A 12,095-nucleotide genomic window follows, 5' to 3' on the forward strand; every position below is an offset into this window, starting at 1 on the left:
CATAGGTTAATCAGCGGGTTAATTCGACCGCGCCGGTGCGGCGGGCGGGAAACCGAGCCCTTCCGCGGGCCGTTTCCCAGGCTCGCGCCAGAGGAACTGCCGGATGTCCGACAACAAGCCGACCCCCCAGCCCCCGCAGCACCAGGAGCACCAGCCTGGCAGCGAGGCCGAGATGACGCCGCGTCCCCGCTCCTCGATGGAGGGGTGGAAATCCGCGGGCAAGCTGGAAGGAAAGAAGGCGCTGGTGACGGGTGGCGATTCGGGCATCGGCCGCGCGGTTGCGATCGGCTTCGCCAAGGAAGGCGCCGATGTCGTCATCCTCTACAAGGACGAGCATGAGGACGCGGCCGAGACGAAGCGGCTGGTGGAGGCGGCGGGTCGCCGCTGCGAAACCATCGCCGGCGATGTTGGCGACTCCGCCTTCGTGAAGGAGGCGGTGCAGAAGGCCGCCAGCTTCCTCGGCGGGCGCATCGACGTGCTGGTGAACAACGCGGCCGAGCAGCACGAGAACAAGGATTTCGCCACGATCGAGGAAGCGCAGATCGAGCGCACCTTCCGCACCAACATCTTCGGCTACATGTGGGTGACGAAGAACGCTTTGCCGCACATGCCGGAAGGGGGCGCGATCATCAACACCACCTCCGTCACCGCTTATCGCGGCAGCCCGCAGCTGGTGGATTACGCCAGCACCAAGGGCGCCATCGTCGCCTTCACGCGCAGCCTGTCGCAGCAGCTCTTCGAGAGCCGCAAGATCCGTGTGAATGCCGTGGCGCCGGGCCCGATCTGGACGCCGCTGATCCCCGCGAGCTTCGACGAGGAGCGCACGGCGCAGCATGGCAGCTCCGCCAAGATGGGCCGCGCCGGGCAGCCGGACGAGGTGGCGCCTTCCTACATCTTCCTCGCCTCGAATGCGGACAGTTCCTACATCAACGGGCAGGTGCTGCATCCCAATGGGGGAGACGTGGTGAACGGCTGAAGACGGCGGCGCTTCGCCACGGGGCAGATGAACGACGTTCCATGCATCGGATCATGCTCCGTGGCGTTGAGCCCGTCGAAGAACGGTCCGACGCATCAATACGGAGATCAGGCGCATGAAGGCGATCACCTGGCACGGCAAGGGCGACATGCGCTGCGAGACCGTGCCTGACCCGAAGATCCAGGATGGCCGTGATGCCATCATCAAGGTCAGCTCCTGCGCCATCTGCGGTTCCGACCTGCATCTGATGGACGGCATGATCCCGACGATGGAGCGGGGCGATATCGTCGGCCATGAATGCATGGGCGAGGTCGTCGAGGTCGGGAAGGACAACAAGAAGCTCAAGGTCGGCGACCGCGTGGTGGTGCCCTTCACCATCTCCTGTGGGGAGTGCTTCTTCTGCCAGCGCGGCTTCTTCTCCGGCTGCGAGCGCTCCAACCCCAATGCGAAGATGGCCGAGAAGATGTGGGGCCATTCCCCCGCCGGCCTGTTCGGCTATTCCCACCTGCTCGGCGGCTATGCCGGCGGGCAGGCGGAATATGTACGCGTGCCTTATGCCGATGTCGGCCCCATCAAGATCCCTGCGGGGATGACGGACGAGCAGGCGCTGTTCCTTTCCGACATCTTCCCCACCGGCTACATGGGCGCCGAGTTCTGCAACATCAAAGGCGGCGAAACCATCGCCATCTGGGGCTGCGGCCCCGTGGGACAGATGGCCATCCGCAGCGCCTTCCTGCTGGGCGCCGAGCGCGTCATCGCCATCGACACCGTGCCGGAGCGCCTGGCCATGGCCCGCGCGGCCGGGGCCGAGACGCTCGATTTCCGCGATGTCGATGTCTATGAGGCGATCCAGGAGCGCACCAAGGGCCGCGGCGCCGATGCCTGCATCGACGCGGTGGGCACCGAGGCGGATTCCATGTCCGGCTTCTATGCCATGGTGGACCGCCTGAAGGTCGCGACCTTCATGGGCACGGACCGGCCCTATGTGCTCCGCCAGGCAATCCATTGCTGCCGCAACTTCGGCACCGTCTCGATTATCGGTGTCTATGGCGGCTTCCTCGACAAGATCCCGATGGGGTCCGCCATCAACCGGGGCCTGACCTTCCGCATGGCCCAGACGCCGGTGCAGCACTACATGCCGATGCTGCTGGAGCGGATCGAGAAGGGGGAGATCGATCCCTCCTTCGTCATCACCCACACAGCCACGCTCGAGGAAGGCCCCGAGCTCTACAAGACCTTCCGCGACAAGAAGGACGGCTGCATCAAGGTCGTGCTGAAGCCCTGATTGAGCGCCGCGCGTCCGGACAGCCAGCCCACGGAGAAGAATCATGACCCAGGCCATCCGTCCCCTCAGCATCGTCACAGGGGCTTCCACCGGCATCGGCCTGGAATTGGCGAAGCAGGCGGCGCAGCACGGCTACGACCTGCTGATCGCGGCCGACGAGCCCGAGATTGAAACCGCCGCTTCCGAACTGCGCGGATTGGGCGTGAATGTCGATGCGGTGCAGGCCGATCTCTCCACGACGGAGGGCGTGGACAAGCTCCTCGCCGCTGTGAAGGGGCGCAGCGTGGAGGTACTGGTGGCCAATGCCGGCCGCGGCCTCGGCAAAGGCTTCCTCGATGAGGATTTCAACGCTGCCCGCAAGGTGGTGGACACCAACATCACCGGTACGATCTATCTCGTCCACAAAGTCGGGCAGGAGATGCGCGCGCGGAATGCGGGCAAGATCATGATCGTCGGCTCCATTGCCGGCTTCATGCCCGGGTCATTCCAGGCGGTCTACAACGGCACCAAATCCTTCCTGAACTCCTTCTCCTGGGCGATCCGGAACGAGCTGAAGGAGACGAACATCACCGTCACCTGCCTCATGCCCGGTCCGACCGACACCGAGTTCTTCGAGCGGGCCGACATGATGGATACGCCGGTCGGCGAGGGTAAGAAGGACGATCCCGCCATGGTCGCCAAGACCGGCTTCGACGCGATGATGCGCGGCGATGGCGATGTGGTCAGCGGCTGGAAGAACAAGCTGCAATCCGCCGTGGCCAATGTGCTTCCGGCCAGCGTGACGGCCCAGATGCATCGCGGCATGGCCGAGCCGGAACAGAAGAGCCAATAGGATGGGCGAGCGGGAGGGCTCGCACCCTCCCGCTTCAGCGCTTCGCCTTGCCCGGCAGCGGCTTCGCCGCCGCTTCGAACCCAGCCCAGGGATCGGCCTGCTTCAGCCGTGCGGGCGCGCTGCGCAAAGTGAAGGCCTTCGGATCAAGCGTCTTCGTCACCTCCAACCAGTCCAGCGGCATGGACACCGTGGCGCCGGGCCGGGCGCGCGGCGACCAGGCCGCGACCGCCGAGGCGCCCCGCGCATTGCGCTGGTAGTCCAGAAAGATGCGGCCGCCCCGCTTCGCCTTCGCATTATTCGTGGTGAAGCGGTCCGGCGCCTCATCCTCCAGCGCCTTGCAGATCTGCGCCGCTGTGTCGTGGAGCCCCTTCCAAGTCGCGCCGGGCGCGATGGGCACCACGATGTGCAGCCCCTTGCCGCCCGTGGTCTTGCAGAAGGGTGCCAGCCCCATGGCCGAGACGCGCTCGCGCAGGGCCAGCGCCGCCTCCACCACGCGGGCAAAGGGCAGGTCCTCCGCCGGGTCCAGGTCGAGGATCAGCCGGTCGGGCTGCGCGATGGTCTCGCTGCGGGCCGGCCAGGGGTGGATCTCCAGCGTGCCGGATTGCGCCAGCGCCACCAGCGCCTCCATCCGGTCCACCTGCAGCAGCGGCGACTTCTCCCCGCGCGGCTTCACCTGGGTGATGAGCGCGGAGGTGCCGCGCCCGGCATGGCGCTGGAAGAACCGGTCGCCGGTGATTCCATCCGGTGCGCGCAGCAGCGAGAGGGGCCGGCCTGCGACCCAGGGCAGCAGGCGCGGCGCCACCGCCTCCATGTATTCGGCCAAGTCGCGCTTGGTGATGCCCTCCTCCGGCCAATAAAGCTTCTCAGGATGCGACAGGGCGACCCCCGCGACCACGCTGCGGCCCGATGATGCGGCACGGGTGGGCGCTGCCTTTGGCTGCGGCTCGCCGGGCTTTGGGATGCCCACCTCCACCGCGGGCTTGTCCTCGCGCACGCCCTTGAAGGAGGCCTGGCGCAGCAGCCCGTCGGCGGTCCAGCCAGCATAATCCACCTCCGCCACCAGGCGCGGTTCCACCCAGCTCGTGGTGCGTCGGTCGGTGAGGGCGTTGGCGAAGGGACTGTCCTTGCGCTTCAACCCGCGCAGCCGCTTCGCCAGGTCCTTTGCCTTCTCCCCGGAGATGCCGGAGCCAACGCGGCCGAGATAGACCAGCTTTCCCTCCCGCCAGGCGCCAAGCAGCAATGTCATCCGCCCCTTCGCGCCTTCCCCATGTCCGCCGATGACGAATTCGTCGTTGCCCCGGCACTTGGTCTTCACCCAATCGCCGCTGCGACCCTCGCGATACGGGGAATCGGCGCGCTTGGAGACGATGCCCTCCAGCCCGATCCGGCAGCTGGAGCGCAGCAGCGTGTCGCCCCGCTCGGTGAAGTGCTCCACGACGGCCACCTCCGGCGGCGCGTCCTTCAGCATGGCCTGGAGCGCCGCCTTGCGCTTCAGCAGGGGCTGGGCGCGCAGATCCTTCCCGCCCTGCACCGGCAGGTCGAAGGCGAAGAAGCGCAAGGCTGCGGTGGTACCCTTCTCCATCGCGGCCTGCAGGGCAGCGAAATCCGGGTTGCCGTCCTTGTCCGGGGCCACCAGCTCGCCATCCAGCACGGCATCGGGCAGGGCCCCCAGGGCCTGCGCCACCTCGGGGAAGCGGTGGGACCAGTCCTGGGCCGTGCGGGTCAGCAGCCTGGCCTTGCCGCCCTGGATCACGGCCAGCATGCGATAGCCATCAAGCTTGAGCTCATGCACCCAGCCGGAGCCGGAGGGCGCCTCGCTTTCCAGCACGCAGAGCATGGGCGGGATGAAGCCTGGCTCCGCTGCCTTCTTCGCCGCAGGCGCCTTCCGGGGAGCCGGTTTGCGGGCGCTGCGCTTCGCGGGGGGCACGGCCTTTGCCGCCGCCTTGCCGGCGATGCCCTCCAGGTCGCGCCCGGTGGTGACGGAGCGGTCGAACTCCTCCAGCAGCGCATCGCCTTCGCCCGGCCGCGCCTCCTCGTCCTCGCCCTTGATGAGAAGCCAGTTGTGCTTGGTCTCGCGCCCGCGCGGGCGCATCCGCACCAGGTGCCAGGAGCCGTGCAGGCGCTCCCCATGCAGGGTGAAGCGCAGGCGGCCTTTCTCCAGATCGGCGGCGGGGTCGTCGGATTCGGGCTCCCAGCTGCCGCGGTCCCACAACATGACGGTGCCGGCACCGTAGCCCGAGGCGATGGTGCCCTCGAAGGCGCCATATTCGATCGGGTGGTCCTCGACCTCCACGGCCAGGCGCTTGTCGGCGGGGTCCAGGCTGGGGCCGCGGGTGACGGCCCAGGATTTCAGGACGCCGTCCAACTCCAGGCGAAAATCGTAATGCAGGCGCGTGGCATCGTGCTTCTGCACGACGAAGGACAGCGCCTTGCCCTTCCGCCGCTTCGGGGCGGCGCCTTCAGGCTCCGCGGTGCTGCGGAAATCGCGCTTGGCGCGGTAGGAGGAGAGGGGATCGTCGGCCATGGCGGGAACGGAACGCCGGTCCCGCCACGCCGGTTCCGCGGGTGGATTTCAGCCCAGCATCTCGCGGACTATGGGGATGACCTTGCTGCCATACAGTTCCACGCTGCGCATGAGCTTCTCATGCGGTAGCGGGCCCGAGCTGTATTTCAGGTCGAAGCGCGAAAGGCCGAGGGTCCTGGCCGTCCCCACGATCTTGCGTGCCACCGTTTCCGGCGAGCCGACATAGAGCGAGCCCTGATCGGCCTCGCGGTCGAATCCCGCCCGCTGCATCGGCGGCCATCCACGCTCCGCGCCGATCTGGTCATGCATCCGCTTGTAATGGGGCCAGAGATCCTCGCGTGCCTGCTCATCCGTATCGGCCACATGCCCGGGCGAATGGGCGCCGATCGGCCGCTCGGGCTGGCCGAGCTTCTGCAGCGCCTGGTGGTAGAGGTCCACGAAGGGCCTGAAGCGGTGCGGCTCCCCGCCGATGATGGCGAGCATCAGCGGCAGGCCGTAATGCGCCGCCCGAATGACGGATTTCGGGCTGCCGCCCACACCCACCCAGGTCTTCAGCGGCGGGTTCTCCAGCGGCGGGAAGACGCGCTGATTGGACAGGGCAGGGCGCGTGCTGCCCTCCCAATTCACCGGCTCCTGCGGAAGTAGCGCCGCGAAGAGGTTCAGCTTCTCCTCGAACAGCGTCTCGTATTGGGAGAGGTCGAAGCCAAAGAGCGGGAAGGACTCAGTGAAGGAGCCGCGGCCAAGGATGACCTCTGCGCGCCCGTTCGAAATGGCGTCGACGGTGGAGAAGCGCTGGAACACCCGGATCGGATCATCCGAGCTGAGCACCGTGACGGCCGAGCCCAGCCGGATGCGGCTGGTGCGCGCCGCGATCGCCGCCAGCACCACCTCGGGGGCGGAGACGGCGAAATCGGCGCGGTGATGCTCACCCACGCCGATGAAGTCGATGCCCTGCCCATCGGCCAGCACCGCCTGCTCGATGAGGTTGCGGATCACCTGCGCCTGGGGCAGCAGCTTGCCGTCAGGGCCAATGGTCACGTCCCCGAATGTGTCGAGGCCGAGTTCGATCGGATGCGCCATGCTGTTCCCTTCTCAGGCCGCCACAACGGCCGAGAGGCTGGCCGCCACAGCTTCCGCCGCGCGAATTCCGTCCACGCCGGCGGAGAGGATGCCGCCTGCATAGCCCGCGCCCTCGCCGGCCGGGAAAAGGCCGGGGGTGTTCAGGTTCTGCCCCGTCTCGTCACGCCGGATGCGGAGCGGCGAGGAGGTGCGAGTCTCCACCCCCGTCATCACCGCATCCCCCATGGCGAAGCCCTTGATCTGCCGGTCGAAGGCCGGCAGTGCCTCGCGGATCGCGGCCACGGCGAAATCCGGCAGGCACTGCGCGAGATCGGTCGGCGTCACGCCGGGCCGGTAGGAGGGGATGACCTCGCCCAGCTTCGTGCTGGGCCGCCCGGCCAGGAAATCCTCCACCCGCTGCGCAGGCGCCCGGTAGTCGCCGCCGCCCGCGATGAAGGCGCGCTCCTCCCAGTGCCGCTGGAAGGCGATGCCGGCGATAGGTGAGCCGGGATAGTCGCGCTCCGGCGTGATGCTCACCACGATGCCGGCATTCGCGTTGCGCTCGTTGCGGGAATACTGGCTCATCCCGTTGGTCACGAGGCGACCGGGCTCGGAAGCCGCGGCCACCACCGTGCCGCCCGGGCACATGCAGAAGGAATAGACGGCGCGGCCCTCGGCCTCCGGCCCCTTGCAGTGGTGCACCAGTTTGTAGTCGGCGGCGCCCAGGATGGGGTGCCCGGCCTGCGGACCGAAGCGGCAGCGGTCGATCAAGCCCTGCGGATGCTCGATCCGCACGCCGATGGAGAAGGGCTTCGCCTCCATGAACACGCCGCGCTCATGCAGCATGGTGAAGGTGTCACGCGCCGAATGGCCGACCGCGAGCACGACATGGTCCGCTTCCAGGAAGGAGCCGTCGGAAAGATGCAGCCCGCGCACCGCACGATCGGGGCCGAGCGCCACATCCTCCACCCGCGTCCCGAACCGGTATTCGCCGCCCAGGGATTCGATATGGGCGCGCATGTGCTCGACCATGGAGACGAGCCGGAAGGTGCCGATATGCGGCTTGGAGACATAGAGGATCTCCTCCGGCGCCCCAGCCTTCACGAACTCCTCCAGCACCTTGCGGATGCGGTTGGCATTGTCGCCGATGCCGCTCCACAGCTTGCCATCCGAGAAGGTGCCGGCGCCGCCTTCGCCGAACTGCACGTTGGATTCCGGCGTCAGCACGGAACGGCGCCACAGGCTCCAGGTGTCCTGCGTGCGCTCCCGCACCACCTTTCCGCGCTCCAGAAGGATCGGGCGCAGCCCCATTTGGGCCAGGATGAGCATGGCGAAAAGGCCGCAGGGGCCGGCGCCCACCACCACCGGCCGCAGGCGCGGCGGCACGGGCAGGGCGCTGGGCAGGCGGTAGTTTGTTTCGGGCGTGGGAGCGACATGGCGGTCGCCGGCGAAGCGGGCCAGCACGGCGGCCTCGTCGCGCAGCGCCACGTCCAGCGTGTAGATCAGCGCGATGGCACCGCGCCGCCGGGCATCATGGCCGCGGCGGAATACGGTGATGTCCAGCACCTCCTCGGCAGGCACGCCGAGGCGGGCGAGCACGGCATCGCGCAGCGCGTCATCCGCATGGTCGAGAGGAAGCTTGATTTCGGTCAGTCGCAGCATGGTGCGCGGGGATATAGGGCTTCCCGCCGCAAATCACACGGATTGTCCTGCGCACCAGCCTGACGACCAGGCCCACTGGAAGTTGTAGCCGCCGAGCCAGCCCGTCACATCCACCGCCTCGCCGATGACGTGCAGGCCCGGAACCTCCTTGGCCGCCATGGTCTGGGAGGACAGGGCGGCAGTATCCACCCCGCCGGCCATCACCTCGGCCTTGGCATAGCCCTCGGTGCCCGAGGGCGTCAGCGCCATGCCCTTCAGCATGGCCGCCACGCCGTTCAGCGCCTTGTTCCCCAACTCGCCGATTGGCCGGCTGTGCTGCGCCAGCCGCGTGGTGCCAAGGGCGGCGGCGAGACGCTGGGGCAGCTTCTCCGCAAGCACCGTGTGCAGCGCCGCCCGCGGTCGCTCGTCCTTGCGGGCGAGCAGCCAGGCATTCGCATCCACATCCGGCAGCAGGTCGAGCGTGATCGGCTCCCCCGCACGCCAGGCGGTCGAGATCTGCAGGATGGAAGGCCCGGAAAGACCGCGATGGGTGAACAGCATCGCCTCGCGGAACCGCGCTTTCCCCGCCCGCGCCTCCACCGGCAGGGAGACGCCGGAAATCGGGCGCATCAGGGCGAGGTCCGCCTCCCCGAAAATCAGCGGCACCAGGGCGGGGCGCGTCTCCACCACAGGCAGGCCGAAGCGCCGCGCAAGGTCGAGGGAAAGCCCTGTCGCGCCCATCTTCGGGATGGAGAGGCCGCCGGTGGCCAGCACCAGCGCGGGCGCGGTGAAGCTGCCGCGATCCGTCTCCACCCGGAACCCATCCGCGCGGGAGACATCGATGACGCGGTGCCGCAGGCGCAGCTCGACCCCCGCCGCCTCGCATTCGTCCAGCAGCAACCCGACAATGGCGCGCGCCGAGCCGTCGCAGAAGAGCTGGCCGAGCGTCTTCTCGTGATAGGGGATGCGGTGCTTCTCGACGAGCGCGATGAAGTCCTGCTGCGTGTAGCGCGACAGGGCCGAGCGCGCGAAATGCGGGTTGGACGAGAAGAACCGCCCGGGTTCCGTGCCCGTGTTGGTGAAATTGCAGCGCCCGCCGCCGGAGATGAGGATCTTTGCCCCGGGCTGGTCGGCATGCTCCAGCAGCAGCACGCGCTTACCGCGCCGCCCCGCCGCCATGGCGCACATCATCCCCGCCGCGCCGGCGCCCAGCACGATGGCATCGAAAGCGTTGTTCATCCCATCAGCCGCTTGATGATCGAAAGTGGTGCCTTGTAGGGCGGATACCGCAGGGAAGGATCGATCCCCGCCGGCTGGTGGAAGATGGCGCGGGCATTGGAGAAGGCCTCGAACCCCGCCTGTCCGTGATAGCGCCCCTGGCCGCTCGGCCCGACGCCGCCGAAGGGCAGGTCCGGCACGGTGCAATGCACGAGGTGCTCGTTCACGCAGAAGCCGCCCGAGGGCAAGGCTTCTGCCACGGCATCGGCGAAGCCGCGATCCCTGGTATGGACATAGAGGGCCAGCGGCTGCGGCATGCCCGAGAGCCCCGCCAGAAGTTCCGCGCGGTCCCGCCAAGTCACGACGGGAAGGATCGGCCCGAAGATCTCTTCCCGCAGCAGAGCAGGATCGGGGTCGAGCAGGATGGTCGGCTGGATGTGCAGCGCGTTCTCGTCCACCGCACCGCCCATGGCCACCCGGCCACGCGCCAGCATGGTTTTCAGCCGCGCCAGGTGCCGCGCATCCACCACGCGCTGCATGCCGCGCCCATCGGGGCCGTAGAAGCGCGTGATGGTCTCGCGCAACACGGCCAGCAGCGCCTCCGCGCGGCTCTCATGCACCAGCACATGGTTCGGCGCGAGGCAGGTCTGGCCGGCGTTCAGGAACTTCGCCCAGGCGATGCGCCGTGCCGTCACCGCCGGATCGGCGGTCTCGTCCACGATGCAGGGATTGGCGCCGCCCAGTTCCAGCGTGGTGGTCGCGAGGTTGCGCGCGGCAGCCTCCGCCACCTTGCGGCCCGTCTCCGTGCTGCCGGTGAAGAAGATGTGGGCGAAGGGCAGGGCCGTCAGAGCCGCCGCCAGATCCGGCCCGCCCTGCGCCACCTGCACCAGGCCGGGCGCGAAGCAGCGCGCCGCCAGCCGCTCAAGAGCCGCGGCGGTGGCGGGCGCGATTTCGGATGGCTTCAGCACCACCGCATTCCCCGCCGCGAGGGCGCTGACCAGCGGTACCAGGCAGAGCTGCACGGGGTAGTTCCACGGCCCCAGGATCAGCACCGCCCCGCGCGGCTCCATGCGCAATGCGGCGCGGCCGGGGAAGTGGAACCAGCGGCCCCCCACGCGGCGCGGCGCGGCCCAGCGGCGCATCCGGCGCAGGGTGAGCGCGATTTCCTGCCGGACCAGCATGATCTCCGAGGTCCAGGCCTCGAATTCGGACTTCCCCAGATCGGAATGGAGGGCGGCGAGCAGCTCCCCCTCCATCGCCTGCAGCCCATCCCGCAGGGCGATCAGCGCCGCCCGCCGTGCCTCCAGCGGATGCGTGGCGCCGGAGGCGAAATAGGCGTGGGCGGCATCCAGCAGGGCAGGGGCTTCGGCCATGGCCCGCTCTACCCCGCCGGGACGGGAAAGGCGATGCGGGGCCCGATGGACGATCGACACTGCCCGGCGGATAGAGGGAGGGCGCAAGAAGGGGAAACGCCATGCATATCGTCGTCCTGCCCGGAGACGGAATCGGCCCGGAAATCACCCAGGCCACGCTGGCGGTGCTGGATGCCGCCGCCAACCGCTTCGGCCTCAACCTGAACCTGACGCATGAGGTGGCGGGCCATGAGAGCCTGCGCCGCCATGGCACCACCCTCCGCCCCGGCCTGCTTGAGACGGTGCAGGCCGCGGACGGGCTGCTGATGGGGCCCATGTCCACCTATGACTACCCGGATGAAAGCAAGGGCGGCATCAATCCCTCGGGCTTCTTCCGCAAGCGGCTGGACCTTTTCGCGAATATCCGCCCGGCCCGCACCTTCCCAGGCGTGCCCCACCCCACGCGCCACGAGTTCGACCTGGTCGTGGTGCGCGAAAACACCGAAGGCTTCTACGCCGACCGCAACATGGAGAAGGGCGGCGCCGAGATGCTGGTGACGCCCGATGTCTGCGTCTCCCTCCGCCGCATCACCCGCCCGTGCTGCGCCCGCATTGCCCAGGCGGCCTTCCGGCTGGCTGCCGGCCGGCGGGGCCGCGTGACGGCGGTGCACAAGGCGAACGTCCTCACCATGGGCGATGGCATGTTCCTCGAGGAATGCCGCAGGGCCGCCGCCGATTTCCCTGGCGTGGTGCTGGAGGAAGTGATCGTGGACGCCATGGCCGCCCTGCTGATCCGTGACCCGTCCCGCTTCGACGTGATTGTCACCACCAACATGTTCGGCGACATCCTCTCCGACATGACGGCCGAGCTTTCCGGCAGCATCGGCCTCGGCGGCTCGGTGAATGCAGGCTTCGCCCATGCCATGGCCCAGGCCGCCCATGGCTCCGCCCCGGATATCGCGGGGCAGGACCGGGCCAATCCCTTCTCCCTGATCCTCTCCCTCGCCCAGCTGCTGGACTGGCATGGCGACCGGCGCGGCCAGCCGGCCTATGCGGGCGCCGCGCGCGCGATCGAGGCGGCGGTGGCGGAAGCGGTCATGGCAGGGGAGGCGACGCCAGATGTAGGCGGGCGCCTCGGTACCGCCGCGACCGGGCAGGCGGTGGCCGCGCGCCTGCGGTGATTCCGGCGGCGCCTTGGCGCGGGCGCC

Annotated in this window: 9 protein-coding genes; 4 read left to right on the forward strand and 5 right to left on the reverse strand. The window is 68.6% G+C overall.

The features are described from left to right. Positions 1-103: 103 nt before the first annotated feature. The 3 genes from GSE44_RS00570 (at position 104) to GSE44_RS00580 (ending at position 3,093) form a co-directional block, all read left to right on the forward strand. Entirely contained in the window at positions 104-976 is an 873-nt protein-coding gene (locus GSE44_RS00570) for an SDR family oxidoreductase (RefSeq protein ID WP_159346204.1), read from the forward strand. Between the two features lie 115 nt (positions 977-1,091). Then, positions 1,092-2,261 (forward strand): zinc-dependent alcohol dehydrogenase, encoded by a 1,170-nt coding sequence (locus GSE44_RS00575; RefSeq protein ID WP_159346206.1) that lies wholly within the window; start codon positions 1,092-1,094, stop codon positions 2,259-2,261. 43 nt (positions 2,262-2,304) lie between these two features. Next, entirely contained in the window at positions 2,305-3,093 is a 789-nt protein-coding gene (locus GSE44_RS00580) for an SDR family NAD(P)-dependent oxidoreductase (RefSeq protein WP_159346208.1), read from the forward strand. 34 nt (positions 3,094-3,127) lie between these two features. Here GSE44_RS00580 and ligD read toward each other — a convergent pair whose 3' ends face one another. The 5 genes from ligD to GSE44_RS00605 are packed head-to-tail and all read right to left on the reverse strand — an operon-like array spanning position 3,128 to position 10,908. Then, positions 3,128-5,617 (reverse strand): DNA ligase D, encoded by a 2,490-nt coding sequence (ligD, locus tag GSE44_RS00585; protein WP_159346210.1) that lies wholly within the window; start codon positions 5,615-5,617, stop codon positions 3,128-3,130. Between the two features lie 48 nt (positions 5,618-5,665). Continuing rightward, positions 5,666-6,697 carry an LLM class flavin-dependent oxidoreductase gene (locus GSE44_RS00590; protein ID WP_159346212.1) on the reverse strand — a complete coding sequence of 344 codons (1,032 nt, stop codon included), beginning with the start codon at positions 6,695-6,697 and terminating at the stop codon, positions 5,666-5,668. A 12-nt stretch (positions 6,698-6,709) separates the two neighbouring features. Then, on the reverse strand, positions 6,710-8,338 hold the full coding sequence (locus tag GSE44_RS00595) for an NAD(P)/FAD-dependent oxidoreductase (protein WP_159346214.1): 1,629 nt from the start codon (positions 8,336-8,338) through the stop codon (positions 6,710-6,712). A 33-nt stretch (positions 8,339-8,371) separates the two neighbouring features. After that, complete coding sequence (locus tag GSE44_RS00600; RefSeq protein ID WP_159346216.1) at positions 8,372-9,556, reverse strand: BaiN/RdsA family NAD(P)/FAD-dependent oxidoreductase; 1,185 nt, start codon at positions 9,554-9,556, stop codon at positions 8,372-8,374. Beyond that, positions 9,553-10,908 carry an aldehyde dehydrogenase family protein gene (locus GSE44_RS00605; protein WP_159346218.1) on the reverse strand — a complete coding sequence of 452 codons (1,356 nt, stop codon included), beginning with the start codon at positions 10,906-10,908 and terminating at the stop codon, positions 9,553-9,555. Before GSE44_RS00605 ends, GSE44_RS00600 begins: the two co-directional genes overlap by 4 nt. Before the next feature lie 101 nt (positions 10,909-11,009). On the opposite strand from GSE44_RS00605, the gene GSE44_RS00610 reads away from it, so the two are divergent. Next, positions 11,010-12,068: an isocitrate/isopropylmalate dehydrogenase family protein gene (locus tag GSE44_RS00610; protein ID WP_159346220.1), complete on the forward strand. Its 1,059-nt coding sequence runs from the start codon at positions 11,010-11,012 to the stop codon at positions 12,066-12,068. Positions 12,069-12,095: the final 27 nt, after the last annotated feature.

The organism is Muricoccus harenae (assembly GCF_009848505.1).
Taxonomy (GTDB): domain Bacteria; phylum Pseudomonadota; class Alphaproteobacteria; order Acetobacterales; family Acetobacteraceae; genus Roseomonas; species Roseomonas harenae.

Coding starts and splice junctions, on each gene's coding strand:
- GSE44_RS00595 (WP_159346214.1), bottom strand. CDS start 8,338: ATGCTGCGACTGACCGAAATCAAGCTTCCTCTCGACCATGCGGATGAC.
- GSE44_RS00570 (WP_159346204.1), top strand. CDS start 104: ATGTCCGACAACAAGCCGACCCCCCAGCCCCCGCAGCACCAGGAGCAC.
- GSE44_RS00605 (WP_159346218.1), bottom strand. CDS start 10,908: ATGGCCGAAGCCCCTGCCCTGCTGGATGCCGCCCACGCCTATTTCGCC.
- GSE44_RS00575 (WP_159346206.1), top strand. CDS start 1,092: ATGAAGGCGATCACCTGGCACGGCAAGGGCGACATGCGCTGCGAGACC.
- GSE44_RS00610 (WP_159346220.1), top strand. CDS start 11,010: ATGCATATCGTCGTCCTGCCCGGAGACGGAATCGGCCCGGAAATCACC.
- GSE44_RS00590 (WP_159346212.1), bottom strand. CDS start 6,697: ATGGCGCATCCGATCGAACTCGGCCTCGACACATTCGGGGACGTGACC.
- GSE44_RS00580 (WP_159346208.1), top strand. CDS start 2,305: ATGACCCAGGCCATCCGTCCCCTCAGCATCGTCACAGGGGCTTCCACC.
- ligD (WP_159346210.1), bottom strand. CDS start 5,617: ATGGCCGACGATCCCCTCTCCTCCTACCGCGCCAAGCGCGATTTCCGC.
- GSE44_RS00600 (WP_159346216.1), bottom strand. CDS start 9,556: ATGAACAACGCTTTCGATGCCATCGTGCTGGGCGCCGGCGCGGCGGGG.